The 15,811-nt window shown below is 67.7% G+C and carries 14 protein-coding genes; 9 read left to right on the top strand and 5 right to left on the bottom strand.

Features of this window, described 5'->3' with window-relative positions; translation table 11 throughout:
- Positions 1–253 precede the first annotated feature (253 nt).
- A complete protein-coding gene (locus tag VF522_RS01490; RefSeq protein WP_330906434.1) occupies positions 254–1,153 on the bottom strand; it encodes a DMT family transporter in 900 nt (299 codons plus the stop codon).
- Between the two features lie 2 nt (positions 1,154–1,155).
- Positions 1,156–2,301, bottom strand: coding sequence for an aromatic ring-hydroxylating dioxygenase subunit alpha (locus tag VF522_RS01485; protein ID WP_330906433.1), 1,146 nt, complete (start codon positions 2,299–2,301; stop codon positions 1,156–1,158).
- A 138-nt stretch (positions 2,302–2,439) separates the two neighbouring features.
- On the opposite strand from VF522_RS01485, the gene VF522_RS01480 reads away from it, so the two are divergent.
- The 9 genes from VF522_RS01480 (at position 2,440) to ybaL (ending at position 12,975) form a co-directional block, all read left to right on the top strand.
- Entirely contained in the window at positions 2,440–2,670 is a 231-nt protein-coding gene (locus VF522_RS01480) for an exodeoxyribonuclease VII small subunit (RefSeq protein ID WP_330906432.1), read from the top strand.
- Positions 2,667–3,554: a farnesyl diphosphate synthase gene (locus tag VF522_RS01475; protein WP_330906431.1), complete on the top strand. Its 888-nt coding sequence runs from the start codon at positions 2,667–2,669 to the stop codon at positions 3,552–3,554. Before VF522_RS01480 ends, VF522_RS01475 begins: the two co-directional genes overlap by 4 nt.
- A gap of 7 nt (positions 3,555–3,561) precedes the next feature.
- Positions 3,562–5,448, top strand: coding sequence for a 1-deoxy-D-xylulose-5-phosphate synthase (gene dxs, locus VF522_RS01470; RefSeq protein ID WP_330906430.1), 1,887 nt, complete (start codon positions 3,562–3,564; stop codon positions 5,446–5,448).
- A 261-nt stretch (positions 5,449–5,709) separates the two neighbouring features.
- The gene (locus VF522_RS01465) at positions 5,710–6,789 is read left to right on the top strand and encodes a TRAP transporter substrate-binding protein (RefSeq protein ID WP_330906429.1); all 1,080 of its coding nucleotides are present in this window, start codon (positions 5,710–5,712) and stop codon (positions 6,787–6,789) included.
- A 184-nt stretch (positions 6,790–6,973) separates the two neighbouring features.
- Positions 6,974–8,056: a TRAP transporter substrate-binding protein gene (locus tag VF522_RS01460; RefSeq protein WP_330906428.1), complete on the top strand. Its 1,083-nt coding sequence runs from the start codon at positions 6,974–6,976 to the stop codon at positions 8,054–8,056.
- 131 nt (positions 8,057–8,187) lie between these two features.
- Entirely contained in the window at positions 8,188–9,267 is a 1,080-nt protein-coding gene (locus tag VF522_RS01455) for a TRAP transporter substrate-binding protein DctP (protein ID WP_330906427.1), read from the top strand.
- Positions 9,268–9,499: 232 nt separating this feature from the next.
- Complete coding sequence (locus VF522_RS01450) at positions 9,500–10,582, top strand: TRAP transporter substrate-binding protein (protein ID WP_330906426.1); 1,083 nt, start codon at positions 9,500–9,502, stop codon at positions 10,580–10,582.
- Between the two features lie 55 nt (positions 10,583–10,637).
- On the top strand, positions 10,638–11,258 hold the full coding sequence (locus tag VF522_RS01445) for a DedA family protein (protein WP_330906425.1): 621 nt from the start codon (positions 10,638–10,640) through the stop codon (positions 11,256–11,258).
- Between the two features lie 31 nt (positions 11,259–11,289).
- On the top strand, positions 11,290–12,975 hold the full coding sequence (gene ybaL / locus VF522_RS01440; protein WP_330906424.1) for a YbaL family putative K(+) efflux transporter: 1,686 nt from the start codon (positions 11,290–11,292) through the stop codon (positions 12,973–12,975).
- Between the two features lie 94 nt (positions 12,976–13,069).
- Here the strand turns inward: ybaL and VF522_RS01435 are convergent, their stop codons facing one another.
- The 3 genes from VF522_RS01435 to VF522_RS01425 are packed head-to-tail and all read right to left on the bottom strand — an operon-like array spanning position 13,070 to position 15,729.
- The gene (locus VF522_RS01435) at positions 13,070–13,579 is read right to left on the bottom strand and encodes a hypothetical protein (RefSeq protein WP_330906423.1); all 510 of its coding nucleotides are present in this window, start codon (positions 13,577–13,579) and stop codon (positions 13,070–13,072) included.
- 15 nt (positions 13,580–13,594) lie between these two features.
- The gene (locus VF522_RS01430; protein WP_330906422.1) at positions 13,595–15,163 is read right to left on the bottom strand and encodes a TRAP transporter large permease subunit; all 1,569 of its coding nucleotides are present in this window, start codon (positions 15,161–15,163) and stop codon (positions 13,595–13,597) included.
- Between the two features lie 26 nt (positions 15,164–15,189).
- On the bottom strand, positions 15,190–15,729 hold the full coding sequence (locus VF522_RS01425; protein WP_330906421.1) for a TRAP transporter small permease subunit: 540 nt from the start codon (positions 15,727–15,729) through the stop codon (positions 15,190–15,192).
- Positions 15,730–15,811 lie beyond the last annotated feature (82 nt).

The following is a 15,811-nucleotide window of genomic DNA, read 5'->3' as shown; positions in this document are numbered from 1 at the left end:
TTTTTGCCACCAACGCTTCGGCCGCTTGGACCTGCGCCACAAGCCTGTGGATACTTGAGCCCAGGGTGTTACCTATGTCCTCGCACACCCGTTACCCATGTCCCCGGTCCAAACAGGTGGGCAAGCTTGCTTGCCCACCGTTCCCCGCGGATTGTCATGGTGGGCACCCCGCTGCCCAAAGCGGGAAGCGGCGCAGCCGCTTCAAGGGCAGGAAGCTCTGGGTCCCCGCCTCCGCGGGGATGACGCAGGGACATCAATGCTCCTCCCCCGGCGCATCCGGCATCGCACGCGCCCGGAGCACCGTCGCCGCGATGCCGCTCGCGCAGATCAGCGCCATGCCGATCCAGCCCGCCGGCGGGATGCGGTCGTCGAACAGCACGAGGCTGTAGAGCGCGCCGAAGACGATGCCGGAGTACTGCAGGTTCGCCACCACCAGCGTCGCGCCGTGGGAGTAGGCGCGCGTCATGCACCATTGGCCCAGCGATGCGAGCAGCGCCATCGGCAGCAGCCACAGCGCGTGCATCCAGTCCCAGGGCGACACGCCTTCGGCCAGCATGCCCACCGCGCCGGCCGCGGCGGAGCCCGCGGCGAAGTAGAAGACGGTGCGGATCTCCGGCTCGCCGATCTTTCCCAGCGCCATCACCTGCAGGTAGGCGAAGGCGGACAGCAGGCCCGAGAGCAGTCCGACCAGCCCGGCGAACACCTGGTGCTGCTCCATCGTCGGCCGCAGCATCAGCACCACGCCGGCGAAACCGGCCAGCACCGTCAGGGCGAGGGCGCCCTGGCGCCCGGGCAGGGCCATGCCGCTGCGCGGGTTCCACGCGACCAGCGCGCCGCCGACCAGGAAGGCGGCGATCCACACGCTGCTCATGTAGTTGAGCGTCATCGAGGTGGCGAGCGGCAGGCCGGCGATCGAATAGAACCAGGCGCCGAGCGACAGCACGCCCACCAGGCTGCGCCAGGCATGCATGCCCGGGTAGCGCGTTGCCAGCGGCGTGCGCCGCGAACGCGCCCACAGCGCCATGATCCCCATGCCGATCAGCCCGCGCCAGAACACCAGCTCGGACGCGTTGAACCACTGCGAGGCGATCTTGACGCACACCGCCATCGTCGCGAAGAACAGCGACGCGGCGAGCATCCACAGCGCTTGCAGGATCAGGCCTTCGGCACGTGGTGGCCCATGGTCTCGCGGTACCACTCGTGGAAGTGCTGCATGCCGTCTTCCATCGGGCTCTGGTAGGGACCGACCTCGTTGTCGCCGCGATCGAACAGGGCCTTGCGGCCCGCGTCCATGCGCAGGGCGATCTCGTCGTCCTCCTCGCAGGTCTCCATGTACGCGGCCTGCTGGGCCTCGACGAACTCGCGCTCGAAGGCCTGGATCTCCTCGGGGTAGAAGAACTCCACCACGTTGAGCGTCTTCTGCGGGCCCTTCGGATACAGCGTCGAGACCACGAGCACGTTGGGATACCACTCCACCATCACGGTGGGGTACAGCGTGAGCCACACGGCGCCCTGCTTGGGCGCCTTGCCGTCCTGGTAGCGCAGGATCTCGTCGTGCCACTTGCCGTACACGTCGGAGCCCGGCTTGCCCAGCTTGCCGGCCACGCCCACGGTCTGCACGGAATATTCACGCCCGAATTCCCAGCGCAGGTCCTCGCAGGTGACGAAGTTGCCCAGCCCCGGGTGGAAGGGACCGACGTGGTAGTCCTCGAGGTAGACCTCGATGAAGGTCTTCCAGTTGTAGTCCACCACGTGCAGCTCGGTACGGTCGTACACGTAGCCGGCGAAGTCGAGGTCGGCCTTGGGGCCGAGCTTGGCCAGCGCGCGGTTGACGTCGTAGCCGTTGGCCTCGAACACCAGGCCGTTCCAGCTCTGGACCTTGTAGTTGTTCAGGTTCAGGCAGGGATCCGCCGCGAAGTGCGGCGCGCCCAGCAGCGTGCCGGCCTTCGCGCCCTGGCCCGCGCTGTAGGTCCAGCGGTGTAGCGGGCACACGATGTTCCCTCCGCTCGAGGGCTGGCCGTCGACCGAGCCGCGGCCGCGCAGCATCACCGCCTGCCGGTGGCGGCAGACGTTGGAGATGAGTTCGACGCCGTTGGGCGTGCGCAGCAGCGCCCGCCCCTCGCCCTCCTGGGCAAGTGCGTGATAGTGACCGGATTCCGGCACGGCCAGTTCGTGCCCCAGGTACCGGGGCCCGTGCTGGAAGATGAGTTCCATCTCGCGCTCGAAGAGCGCCTGGTCGAAATAGCTGGAAACGGGAAGTTGGCTTGCGGCCTGCTGTAGCTGAAGACTTAAATCAGACATTTCACCTGACCTAGAGGCTCCCCCTATGAAGGGGCAGGGCCGCGCTAGGGAGCGCGACAGAAAGGGAGGGGGATTCTACCCCCCGGTAAGACATGGGTAGCCGTCCCCTAAAATCAACTGTTGATCTGAAAGTCTTTGATGTCCGCCAAGCCGCAGTCCCCACCCCCAGCCAGCTATGAAGCGGCGATGGAAGAGCTTGAGCAGCTGACCGCCCGCATCGAGTCGGGCCAGCTGCCGCTCGAACAGCTGCTCGCCGGCTACGAGCGCGGCGCCGAACTGCTGAAGTACTGCCGCGAGAAGCTGCAGGCCGTGGAGGAACAGATCAAGGTGCTGGACGCCGGTGTCCTGAAGCCCTGGGCCAGCGAGTGAGTTTCGATCTGAAGGGTTGGTCGACCGAACGACTGCAACGCGTCGAAGAAGCGCTCTCCGCCTGGGTCCCCGCCGATGCGCCCGCCGGCCTCGGCGAGGCGATGCGCTACGCCGTGCTCGATGGCGGCAAGCGCCTGCGTCCCCTGCTGGTGCTCGGGGCCGCCGAGGCGGTGGGCGGCCATCCGCAGGCGGCGCTGCGTGCTGGCTGCGCCGTCGAACTGATCCACGCCTATTCGCTCGTGCACGACGACATGCCGTGCATGGACAACGACATCCTGCGCCGCGGCAAGCCCACGGTGCACGTCGCCTTCGGCCAGGCGACCGCGCTGCTCGCCGGCGACGCCCTGCAGGCGCTCGCCTTCGAGCTGCTCGCCCCGGACGACGCCGGCATCCCCGACCGCACGCAGGCCCGCCTGTGCCGCCTGCTGGCGCAGGCCGCGGGCCAGGCCGGCATGGCCGGCGGCCAGGCGATCGACCTCGCGGCCGTGGGACGGTCGCTCACCGAGGACGAACTGCGCCACATGCACCGCCTGAAGACGGGCGCGCTGCTGCAGGCGAGCGTCATGATGGGCGCGGCCTGCGGCGAGGCGTCGCCGGCCGCCGCCGCGGGACTCGAGACTTATGGCCGCGCGCTGGGCCTGGCCTTCCAGGTGGTGGACGACATCCTCGACGTGACCGCGGATTCGGCTACCCTCGGCAAGACGGCGGGCAAGGACGCCGCCCAGGACAAGCCGACCTACGTGTCGCTGCTGGGGCTGGAACCCGCGCGCGCCTATGCGCTCGAACTGCTGGGCCAGGCGCGTTCCGCGCTGGCCACCACCGGACTGCCGGACACGCGGGCGCTGCTGGCGCTCGCGGAGATGGTGGTGCACCGGGAAAACTGAAAGCTGTATGTCCACGCTGCTGGAATCGATCAACGACCCCGCCGACCTGCGCCGGCTCCCGCGCACGCAGCTGCCGCTGCTGGCGGACGAACTGCGGGCCTACGTGCTGGACTCGGTCTCGCGCACCGGCGGCCACCTGAGCTCCAACCTGGGCACGGTGGAACTGACCATCGCGCTGCACTACGTCTTCGACACGCCCTACGACCGCGTGGTGTGGGACGTCGGCCACCAGACCTACCCGCACAAGATTCTCACCGGCCGCCGCGACCGCATGACGAGCCTGCGCCAGCTGGGCGGCCTGGCGGGCTTCCCGCAGCGCGCCGAGAGCGCGTACGACACCTTCGGCACCGCGCATTCGTCGACCAGCATCTCCGCCGCGCTGGGCATGGCGGTGGCGGCCAAGCAGAAGGGCGAGCAACGCCATGCGATCGCCGTGATCGGCGACGGCGCGATGAGCGCGGGCATGGCCTTCGAGGCCCTGAACAACGCCGGCGTGGCGGACACCGACCTGCTGGTGATCCTCAACGACAACGACATGTCGATCAGCCCGCCGGTGGGCGCGCTGAACCGCTACCTCGCGCAGCTCATGAGCGGCCGCTTCTACGCTGCGACCAAGGAGCTGGGCAAGAACGTGCTGAAGGTGGCGCCGCCGCTTTTCGAGCTGGCCAAGCGCATCGAGGAGCACGCCAAGGGCATGGTGGTCCCCGCCACGCTGTTCGAGAAGTTCGGCTTCAACTACGTCGGGCCGATCGATGGCCACGACCTCGAGTCGCTGATTCCCACGCTGCAGAACATCAAGCAGCTGAAGGGTCCGCAGTTCCTGCACGTGGTGACCCGGAAGGGGCAGGGCTACAAGCTGGCCGAAGCGGACCCGGTGGCCTATCACGGCCCCGGCAAGTTCGATCCGGCCGTGGGCCTGGTCAAGCCCGCCACGCCGTCCAAGCCGACCTTCACGCAGGTGTTCGGCCAGTGGCTATGCGACATGGCGGCGCACGACCATCGCCTGGTGGGCATCACGCCCGCGATGCGCGAAGGGTCGGGCATGGTGGAATTCCACAAGCGCTTTCCCGAGCGCTACTTCGACGTCGGCATCGCGGAGCAGCACGCGGTGACCTTCGCCGCGGGCCTGGCCTGCGAGGGCCTGAAGCCCGTGGTGGCGATCTATTCGACTTTCCTGCAGCGTGGCTACGACCAGCTGATCCACGACGTCGCGCTGCAGAACCTCCCGGTGGTGTTCGCCCTCGATCGCGCCGGCCTGGTCGGCGCCGACGGTCCCACGCATGCGGGCGCCTACGACATCCCCTTCCTGCGCTGCATCCCGCAGGTGAGCATCGCCTGCCCGGCCGACGAGAACGAGGCGCGCAAGCTGCTCACGACCGCCTACCAGCAGGAGCACCCGGTGGCCGTGCGCTATCCGCGCGGCGCCGGCGTGGGCGTGGCGGTCGAACCCGACCTGCAGCCGCTGCCCTTCGGCAAGGGCGAGCTGCGCCGCCAGGGCCAACGCATCGCGGTGCTGGCCTTCGGCACCTTGCTCCATCCCGCGCTGCAGGTCGCCGATCGGCTGGACCTGACCGTCGCCAACATGCGCTGGGCCAAGCCGCTGGACACCGAGCTGCTGCTGCAGATCGCGTCCACGCACGACGCGCTGGTCACGGTGGAAGAGGGCGCGATCATGGGCGGCGCGGGCAGCGCGGTCACCGAGGCGCTGAACGCCGCCGGCGTCCAGAAGCCGGTGCTGCAGCTGGGCCTGCGCGACGAATACGCGCCGCACGGCGATCCGGCCAAGCTGCTGTCGCTGCAGGGACTGGACGCGGCGGGCATCGAGGCTTCGATCCGCCAGCGCTTCGGTGGCTTTCTGGACCAGCGCGGGCCGAGCCTGAAGATCGTCGGCTGATCCGTCATCCCCGCGGAGGCGGGGACCCAGGGCCCCTTCGAAGCGGCGCAGCCGCTTCCCGCTTTTTCGCATCGCGCCGGCTGCCACCCCCGCGCGGGCGGGGCCGGAGTCGCGCTGGCATGGCGTCCACCATTCGACGTCCAGCGCCGCGCTCGGGAAAACCCGTTCCTGACGAAATCCTGTCGTGCCGACAATGGTCCGCGCCTGGCCCTCCCTCCAGGCCGAAGTCCGACCATTCCGAACACACCAGGAGACGACACCATGGACCGTCGATCGCTCATTCGCAACGCTGGCATCGCCAGCGTGCTCGCCACCGGCATCGCCCCGGCGGTGCACGCGCAGGCCGCCATCCGATGGCGGCTCGCCTCCAGTTTTCCGAAGTCGCTTGACACGCTGTACGGCGGCGCAGAGGTGTTCGCGGCGCGCGTGAAGGCGCTGTCCGGCGGCAAGTTCGAGATCTCCACGCATGCCGCGGGCGAACTGATGCCGGCCTTCGGCGTCGTCGACGGCGTGCAGCAGGGCACCGTCGAATGCGCGCACACCGCGCCGTACTACTTCTTCGGCAAGAGCGAGGTGTTCGCGCTCGGTTGCGCGATCCCCTTCGGCCTGAACAGCCGGCAGATGACGGCGTGGATGCACGAAGGCAACGGCCTGAAGCTAATGCGCGAGTTCTACGCCAAGTACAACATCGTCAACTTCCCGGCGGGCAACACCGGCGCGCAGATGGGCGGCTGGTACCGCAAGGAGATCAAGACGGCGGCCGACATCAAGGGACTGAAGTTCCGCGTCGGCGGCTTCGCCGGCAAGGTGATCGAGCGCATGGGCGGGGTGCCGCAGAACATCCCCGGCGGCGAGATCTACACCGCGCTGGAGAAGGGCACGATCGACGCCGCGGAATGGGTGGGTCCCTACGACGACCTGAAGCTCGGGTTCGCCAAGGTCGCGCCCTTCTACTACTACCCCGGCTGGTGGGAAGGCGGCCCGGAACTGGACGTGTTCATCAACCAGAAGTCCTACGACGCGCTGTCGCCCGAGAACAAGGCGATCCTCGAGTCGGCGGCGGCGGACTCGCACATCTTCGTGCAGGCCCGCTACGACGCGCGCAATCCGGCGGCCCTGAAGCAGCTGGTGGCCTCCGGCACCAAGCTGCGGCCCTTCAGCAACGCGATCATGGCGGCGGCCTTCAAGGAGTCGATGGCGCTGTACGAGGACATCGGCAGCAAGAACGCGGACTGGAAGAAGATCTACGCGGACTATGCCAAGTTCCGCGCCGACGCCAACGTGTGGTTCCGCTTTACCGAGTTCACCTTCGACCGCTTCATGCAGGCGCAGAAGCTGTAGCGCGCAAGCTTCCTGAAGGTTCGCTGACAAAGGCTGACAGCCGAAGGTTCGCGCCACGTGCGCGAGGGAAAACCCGTGGCTGACAGAAACCTTGCATTCCTAGAATGAGCCACCCTCGTGCACCGACACGAAAGTTGGAAGCGGGGCAAGCGTTTTAAACAGTCCTACTCATTCGAGGAGTCTCATGGATCGTCGTTCCATCATCCGCAGTGCCGGCATCGCGGGAGTGCTGGCCGCCGGCGTCGCGCCGGCCGTGCACGCGCAGGCCGCCATCCGCTGGCGCCTGGCCTCCAGCTTCCCCAAGTCGCTCGACACGATCTACGGGGCGGCGGAAGTGTTCGCGCAGCAGGTCAAGGCCATGTCGGGCGGCAAGTTCGAGATTTCGGTCCATGCGGCGGGCGAACTGATGCCCGCCTTCGGCGTGGTCGACGGCGTGCAGCAAGGCACCGTCGAGGCGGCGCACACCGCGCCCTATTACTTCTTCGGCAAGAACGAGTGCTTCGCGCTCGGCTGCGCGATCCCCTTCGGCCTCAACAGCCGCCAGATGACGGCCTGGATGTACGAGGGCAACGGCCTGAAGCTGATGCGCGAGTTCTACGCCAAGTACAACATGCTCAACTTCCCCGGCGGCAACACCGGCGCGCAGATGGGCGGCTGGTACCGCAAGGAGATCAAGACCCTCGCCGACGTGAAGGGCCTGAAGATGCGCATCGGCGGCTTCGCCGGCAAGGTGCTGGAGCGCCTCGGCGGCGTGCCGCAGAACCTGCCGGCCGGCGAGATCTACACCGCGCTGGAGAAGGGCACGATCGATGCCGCGGAGTGGGTCGGCCCCTACGACGACCTGAAGCTCGGTTTCAACAAGGTCGCTCCCAACTACTACTACCCGGGGTGGTGGGAAGGCGGCCCCCAGCTGGACTTCTTCATCAACCAGAAGGCCTTCGACGCACTCTCTCCCGAGAACAAGGCGATCGTGGAGAACGCCGCGGCCCACGCGCACACGGTGATGCAGGCGCGCTACGACGCCCGCAACCCGGCGGCGCTCAAGCAACTGGTGGCCAACGGCACCAAGCTGCGCGCCTTCAGCAATGCCGTGATGGGCGAGGCGTTCAAGCAGTCGATGGCGCTGTACTCCGAGATCGGCACCAAGAACCCGGACTGGAAGAAGATCTACGCCGACTACTCGAAATTCCGCGCCGAGCAGAACCTCTGGTTCCGCTTCACCGAAGCCACCTTCGACCGCTTCATGCAGCAGCAGAAGCTCGGCTGAAGCAGTCGCTTTCCTGACGAGGGGCCCCGCGAGGGCCCCTTTTTTCTTGCCGGCGCCAGCGGAGTGACAGCTTCGCCTGCAGTGCCGCCGCATCATCGTCGGCGCAAACAATCCCCACAGGAGACAAGACAGTGGATCGCCGTTCCGTCATGAAGCACGCCGGTGTCGCCGGCATCCTCGCCGCGGCCGCCGCGCCTGCCGTGCACGCGCAAGCCGGCCTGCGCTGGCGCCTGGCCTCCAGCTTCCCGAAGTCGCTCGACACCATCTATGGCGCGGCCGACGTGTTCGCGCAGAAGGTGCGCCAGCTCTCCAGCGGCCGCTTCGAGATCTCCGTGCATGCCGCCGGCGAACTGATGCCGGCCTTCGGCGTGGTCGACGGCGTGCAGCAGGGCACCGTGGAAGCGGCGCACACCGCGCCCTATTACTTCTTCGGCAAGGACGAGACCTTCGCCATCGGCGGCGCGATCCCCTTCGGCCTCAACAGCCGCCAGATGAGCGCCTGGACCTTCGAGGGCAACGGCCTGAAGCTGATGCGCGAGTTCTACGCGAAGTACAACATCGTGAACTTCGCCTGCGGCAACACCGGCGCGCAGATGGGCGGCTGGATGCGCAAGGAGATCAAGAGCGTCAAGGACCTCAAGGGCCTGAAGTTCCGCATCGGCGGCTTCGCCGGCAAGGTGCTGGAACGCATGGGCGGCATCCCGCAGAACCTCCCGGGCGGCGAGATCTACACCGCGCTGGAGAAGGGCACCATCGACGCGGCCGAATGGATCGGCCCGTACGACGACCTGAAGCTCGGTTTCCACAAGGTCGCGCCCTTCTACTACTACCCGGGCTGGTGGGAAGGCGGCCTGCAGCTGGACCTGTACATCAACCAGAAGGCCTACGACGCCCTCTCCGCCGAGAACAAGGCGATCGTGCAGGCCGCCGCGACCTACGCGCACGTGGAGACGCAGGCCAAGTACGACGCCCGCAATCCCGCTTCGCTCAAGCAGCTGGTGGCATCCGGCGCCAAGCTGCGTCCCTTCCCGAGCGACGTGATGACGGAAGCCTTCAAGCAGTCGATGGCGCTGTACGACGAGCTGTCGAAGAAGAACGAGAACTGGCGCAAGGTCTACACCGACTTCGCCAAGTTCCGCTCCGAGCAGAACCTGTGGTTCCGCTTCACCGAGGCGACCTTCGACCGCTTCATGCAGTCGCAGAAGCTGTAAGGCGTCATCCCCGCGCAGGCGGGGATCCAGAGCTTCTGGATGCGCTGGGTCCCCGCCTCCGCGGGGACGACGGCGCCGGCAGCTCATGCCAAAAGCCGCACACCGTGCGGCTTTTTTCCTGTCAGCCGGACGTTTTAGGTACAAGCGCTCACATCCGCTGCCAGCCTTTTGCAAGCTTCGACAGGAGCTCGACCGCATCATCCGCCGCACCAGAATCAGGAGCCTCTCTTCCATGGACCGTCGTTCCCTCATCAAGCGCGCCGGCATCGCCGGCGTGCTCGCCACGGGCATCGCCCCCGCCGTGCACGCGCAGGCCGCCGTGCGCTGGCGCCTCGCCTCCAGCTTCCCGAAGTCCCTCGACACCATCTTCGGCAGCGCGCAGACGCTGTCCAACACCGTCAAGGCGCTGTCGGGCGGCAAGTTCGAAATTTCCGTGCACGCCGCCGGCGAGCTGATGCCCGCCTTCGGCAACGTCGACGGCCTGCAGGCCGGCACGCTGGAGATGGCGCAGACGGCGCCTTACTACTTCACCGGCAAGGACCCGATCTTCGCCTTCGGCTGCGCCGTGCCCTTCGGCCTGACCGCGCGCCAGATGGACGCCTGGATGGAGCACGGCAACGGCCGCAAGCTGCTGGACGCGTTCTACGCCAAGTACAACATGAAGAGCTTCTCCGCGGGCAACACCGGCACCCAGATGGGCGGCTGGTACCGCAAGGAGATCAAGACGGTCAACGACCTCAAGGGCCTGAAGATGCGCATGGGCGGCGGCCTGTTCGGCGAGGCGATGGCCAAGCTGGGCGTGGTGGCGCAGAACATGCCCGCCGGCGAGGTGTACCAGGCGCTCGAGAAGGGCACGCTGGATGCGACCGAGTTCGTCGGCCCCTTCGACGACGAGAAGCTGGGCTTCAACAAGGTGGCGCCCTTCTACTACTACCCCGGCTGGTGGGAAGGCGGCGCGGAACTGGAGTTCTTCGCCAACACCAAGGCCTTCGAGGCGCTGTCCGCCGAGAACAAGGCGATCCTGGCCGCGGCCACCAACGTCGCGGCGCGCGACATGACCGCCAAGTACGACGCGCTGAACCCGGTCGCGCTCAAGCGCCTGGTGGCCAACAAGACGCAGCTGAAGCCCTTCTCCAAGCAGATCATGGACGCCGGCTTCAAGGCGTCGATGGAAGTCTTCGCCGAGCACGAGGCCAAGTCGCCCGAGTTCAAGAAGATCCACCAGGACATGCGCGCCTTCCAGCGCGACCAGCTGCTGTGGGCCCGCTTCTCGGAGTACCGCTTCGACAGCTACATGACCGGCGTGAAGATCTGAGTTCCGTCATCCCCGCCTGCGCGGGGATGACGCGGAAGCCCTAGACTCGCGCCCCATGGCGGAATGGGTCATCGGCGTCATCGACAAGCTGGGCTACTTCGGCGTGGTCCTGCTGATGCTGGCGGAGAACCTGTTCCCGCCCCTGCCTTCCGAACTCATCATGCCCTTCGCCGGCTTCCTGGCCGCCAAGGGCCAGCTGAACCCGGTGCTGGTGGTCGCCGCCGGCGCGTTCGGCTCCCTGCTGGGCGCCTTGCCCTGGTACTTCGTGGGGCGCCAGGTCGGCGCCGATCGCCTGCGCCGGCTCGCCGAGCAGCACGGCCGCTGGATCGCGATCACGCCCGCGGAGATCGACCGCGGGCGGCGCCTGTTCGAGAAGAGGGGACCGCTGCTGCTGGTGTTCGGCCGGCTGGTGCCGGCGCTGCGCACGGTGGTCGCGCTGCCGGCGGGGCTCGCGCACATGCGGCCACTGCCCTTCATCCTGTGGTCGCTGCTCGGCTCGGTGCTCTGGACCGCGTTCCTCACCGCTGCCGGCTACCTGCTGGAGAACCAGTATGGCCGCATCGGCAAGTGGCTCAACCCGATCTCCACTGCAATCTTCGCGATCATCGCGGTCTGGTACGTGGTGCGGGTGATCCGCCATCCCGCTTCGCCCCGCGACGGCAATCAGTCCCGATAGCCGCGCCCGCGTCGGTTAGAGTGGGCCGTTCATGGACCACGACCTGCCCCTCATCACGACCATCGCCGCCGCGCTGGGCCTCGCCCTCGTGTTCGGCTTCCTGGCCGCCCGCCTGCGCATGCCCGCGCTGGTGGGCTACCTGTTCGCCGGCATCGTGATCGGGCCGTTCACGCCCGGCTTCGTCGCCGACACCCACCTCGCGTCGCAACTGGCCGAGATCGGCGTGATGCTGCTGATGTTCGGCGTCGGACTGCACTTCTCGCTGGCCGACCTGCTGGCGGTGCGCAAGATCGCGATTCCGGGCGCCGTGGTGCAGATCCTCGCGGCCACGGCGATGGGCGTCGGCATGGCGACGCTGTGGGGCTGGAACCTCGCGGCCTCGCTGGTCTTCGGGCTCGCGCTGTCGGTGGCCAGCACGGTGGTGCTGCTGCGTGCGCTCGAGGCGCGCGGCGCGCTGGAGAGCTTCAACGGCCGCATCGCGGTGGGCTGGCTGGTGGTGGAGGACCTCGCCATGGTGCTGGTGCTCGTGCTGCTGCCGCCGGCCGCCGCCGTGCTCACCGGCAGCGGCGTGATGGACACGAGCGGCCTCTGGCGCGACATCGGCACCACCCTCGTGCAGGTGGGCCTGTTCGTCGCGCTGATGCTGGTGGTGGGCCGCCGCGTCTTCCCGTGGCTGCTGTGGCAGGTGCAGAAACTCGGCTCGCGCGAGCTGTTCACGCTGTGCGTGGTCGCCGCCGCGGTGAGCATCGCCTACGGCGCGACCAAGCTGTTCGGCGTGTCCTTCGCGCTGGGCGCCTTCTTCGCCGGCATGGTGCTGCGCGAATCGCAGTTCAGCCACCGCGCGGCGGAAGAGACGCTGCCGCTGCGCGACGCCTTCGCGGTGCTGTTCTTCGTCTCGGTCGGCATGCTGTTCGATCCGCAGGTGCTGCTGGACCAGCCGCTGCGCGTGCTCGGCGTGGTCGCGATCATCGTCTTCGGCAAGTCGATCGCGGCCGCGGTGCTGGTGCTGCTGCTGCGCTATCCGCTGAACACGGCGCTCACCGTCTCGGCGAGCCTGGCGCAGATCGGCGAGTTCTCCTTCATCCTGATCAACCTGGGCGCGGCGCTGGGCGTCGTGCCCCCCGAGGCCCAGAGCCTGGTGGTGGCGGGCGCGCTGATCTCGATCGCGCTCAACACGCTGGTGTTCCAGGCGATCGATCCGCTGCAGCGCTGGCTGCTCGCGCGCTCGCAGCTCGCGCGGCAGCTGGCCGCGCGCGACGATCCGCTCGCCGAGCTGCCCATGAGCACCGACCCGAAGTACCTGTCGAAGCAGGTCGTGCTGGTGGGCTACGGCCGGGTGGGCCAGCGGCTGGCGGAAGCGCTGACCGGCGCCGGCATTCCCTTCGTCGTGGCGGAGCAGAACCGCGAGCTGGTGGAGCGCCTGCGCGAGCGCGGGATCCCCGCGGTGACAGGGGACGCTTCGCAGCCCGAGGTGCTGGTGCAGGCGCACATCGCCCGCGCCCGGATGCTGGTGATCGCCATCCCCGACACGCTGGGCGTTCGCCAGATGGCGGCGCATGCGCGCATGCTGAACCCGGAGATCGAGATCGCCGTGCGTTCGCACAACCCGGAGGAAGCGCGGCGCCTCGAGGAGGAAGTGGCGGGCCGGGTGTTCGTCGGGGAGCACGAGCTCGCGGCGGCGATGTCGCGGCATGTGCTGGAGCGGTGCGCGGGGTAGGGCGTGTGCTGGGGTTGCACCCCAGCCTACAGGGACCCCAGCCCCGTCTGGAATTCGGATTTCGTAGGCTGGGGTGCAACCCCAGCACCGCACGTCACCGGAATCCGCGAAACGCCTGCAGTTCCTGGATCAGCCGCTCGAACTCCGCGAGCATCTCGCGGTCGGCGGTGTAGAACACCGCGAACTTCCCCAGCAGCGTGCGCACGTACAGCCGCGGCGCGATCAGCCATTCGAGGCCGCGCACCCGGAACAGCTTGCCGTAGGCCAGCTCGCGCAGCTCCATCTTCTTGTCCCAGATCCAGGTCTGGTGCAGCCCCTCCGCGGTGAGGCGCGTGGTGCTGGTCTGGATGTGCCACCACGTGTAAGCCATGAGGGCCAGCGCCGCCAGGGGCCAGCCGAGGGCGACGACGGCATCGCTGCCGGCCGGTGCCAGCTTGCCGGACTGCCACAGCTGGAACATCCACCAGGCGCTGCCCGCCACGATGGCGGTGGCGATCAGGCGGAAGGTGCGAGAGAAGGCCGGCGCGCGCAGCCCGCCCGGCACGCGCGGCTCGAAGCGGAAGGGCGGCGGCCCCACCTGCGTGGTGCCGGAAGCGGGGACCACCGAGCCTCCCGCGCCTTACTTCTTTTCCTTGAACAGGTCGTCGATCTTCTGCTGCTCGGCGTCGGCGTTGGCGTCGGCACCGGGCTGCAGCGGATCGGGCGGCGCGAGCGGGTCCGTGCCCTGGGCCGGCGGCGCGAGCGGATCGTTGCCGTCGGGACCGGGGCCGAACTCCGGCGGCGCCTCGATCTTCACCTTGTCGAGGTCCACGGCCACTTCCTTGTCGAGGAAGGCGGTGACCGACTGCGGGATGAAGATCACCACCGCCACCAGCATCAGCTGCATGATCACCCAGGGGATCGAGCCGAGGTAGATGTCGTTCGACTGCACCGGCTTTTCCAGCCGCTTTTCCTTGTACAGCGTGTCGGCGATGCCGCGCAGGTAGAACAGCGCGAAGCCGAAGGGCGGATGCATGAAGCTGGTCTGCAGGTTCACGCACAGCATCACGCCGAACCACACGAGGTCGATGCCCATCTTGGCCGCCACCGGCGCCAGCATCGGCACCACGATGAAGGCGATCTCGAAGAAGTCGAGGAAGAAGGCCAGGAAGAAGACGAACAGGTTGACGACGATCAGGAAGCCCACCTGGCCGCCGGGCAGGCTGGTGAGCATGTGCTCGACCCACACCGCGCCGTCCACGCCCTGGAACACCTGGCTGAACACGCGCGAGCCGATCAGGATGAACACCACCATCGCGGTCAGCCGCATGGTGCCGTGCATCGCTTCCCACAACAGCGACAGGCTCAGGCGCCTGTGGATCGCGGCCAGCACCAGCGCGCCGACGACGCCCATCGCGCCGGCTTCCGTCGGCGTGGCGACCGCGTGGTCCTGGAAGGGCAGGCCGCCCATCGAGCCCAGCACGATGAAGATCAGCGCCGCCGACGGGATGATGCCCTTCAGGCACTTGGCCCACAGCGCCCAGCCGTTCAGCGTGCGCGCTTCTTTCGGCACGCCCGGCACGTGGTCCGGCCGGACCAGGCCCACCATGAAGGTGAAGATGGCGAAGAACAGGATCTGCAGGATCGACGGGCCCCAGGCGCCCTTGTACATGTCGCCCACCGGCTTGCCGAGCTGGTCGGCCAGCACCACCAGCACCAGCGACGGCGGCACCAGCTGCGTGATCGTTCCCGACGCGGCGAGCACGCCGGTCGCGTAGCGCATGTTGTAGCCGTAGCGCACCATCACCGGCAGCGAGATCAGCGCCATGGCGATCACCTGGCCTGCCACCGTGCCCGTGATCGCGCCGAGGATGAAGCCCACCAGGATCACCGAGTAGCCGAGGCCGCCGCGCACCGGGCCGAACAGCTGGCCCATGGAGTCGAGCATGTCCTCCGCCAGGCCGCACTTCTCGAGGATGGCGCCCATCAGCGTGAAGAAAGGGATGGCCAGCAGCAGCTCGTTGCTCAGGATCGAGAAGATCGAGATCGGCAGGTTGCCCATGAAGGCCGCCGGGAACCATCCCATGTGGATGGCGTAGAAGCCGCAGCCCAGCCCGAGCGCCGCCAGCGAGAAGGCGACCGGGAAGCCGATCAGCATCACGAACACCAGGCCGGCGAACATGACCGGCGCGAAATCTTGCATCTGCATGGTGGGGTTCCGTCAGGTGGCCGTGCTCACTGCACCGGCTTCTCGTAATGGGTGTCCATGGCGTACTTGCCCTGCAGGTACGCGATGCGCTTGATCACTTCGGCGATGCCCTGCAGGAACAGCAGCGTGAAGCCCACGGGCATGGTGAGCACCACCGGCCAGCGGATCAGGCCGCCCGCGTTGTTCGACATCTCGCCGCTCTTGAAGAAGCCCCAGAAGTAGGGGGCGGACATCCACGCGAGCAGGCCGATCACCGGCAGCAGGAAGAACAGCAGGCCGAACAGGTCGACGTACACGGGGCCGTTGCGCTTGAGCTTGCCGTAGACCAGGTCGACCCGCACGTGCTCGTTCTTCGCGAGCACGTAGGGCGCGCCGAGCATCACCACCACGGCGAAGAGGTACCACTGCACCTCGAGCCAGGCGTTCGAGCTGGTGTCGAGCCCGTAGCGGATGAAGGCGTTGCCCGCGCAGATCATCGTGGAGATGAACACGGCCCAGGCCGCGACCTTGCCGAGGCGTTCGTTGAGCCAATCCACGAGGCGGACGAATTTCAGGAGCGCTGACACATGGATCTCCTCGCCATGACGGCCGTCATGCGAAACAAGGGTGACGGGAGGTGATTCGGGTAAACCGTAAATACTAGCCGCG

The organism is Ramlibacter sp., assembly GCF_036383835.1.
GTDB lineage: Bacteria > Pseudomonadota > Gammaproteobacteria > Burkholderiales > Burkholderiaceae_C > Ramlibacter.
This window is presented reverse-complemented; position numbering and strand designations above follow the sequence as displayed.

Bases quoted from the DNA above. Each gene is read 5' to 3' on its own strand.
- VF522_RS01450 (WP_330906426.1), top strand. From the start codon at position 9,500: ATGGACCGTCGTTCCCTCATCAAGCGCGCCGGCATCGCCGGCGTGCTC.
- dxs (WP_330906430.1), top strand. From the start codon at position 3,562: ATGTCCACGCTGCTGGAATCGATCAACGACCCCGCCGACCTGCGCCGG.
- VF522_RS01480 (WP_330906432.1), top strand. From the start codon at position 2,440: ATGTCCGCCAAGCCGCAGTCCCCACCCCCAGCCAGCTATGAAGCGGCG.
- VF522_RS01445 (WP_330906425.1), top strand. From the start codon at position 10,638: ATGGCGGAATGGGTCATCGGCGTCATCGACAAGCTGGGCTACTTCGGC.
- VF522_RS01485 (WP_330906433.1), bottom strand. From the start codon at position 2,301: ATGTCTGATTTAAGTCTTCAGCTACAGCAGGCCGCAAGCCAACTTCCC.
- VF522_RS01465 (WP_330906429.1), top strand. From the start codon at position 5,710: ATGGACCGTCGATCGCTCATTCGCAACGCTGGCATCGCCAGCGTGCTC.
- VF522_RS01430 (WP_330906422.1), bottom strand. From the start codon at position 15,163: ATGCAGATGCAAGATTTCGCGCCGGTCATGTTCGCCGGCCTGGTGTTC.
- VF522_RS01460 (WP_330906428.1), top strand. From the start codon at position 6,974: ATGGATCGTCGTTCCATCATCCGCAGTGCCGGCATCGCGGGAGTGCTG.
- ybaL (WP_330906424.1), top strand. From the start codon at position 11,290: ATGGACCACGACCTGCCCCTCATCACGACCATCGCCGCCGCGCTGGGC.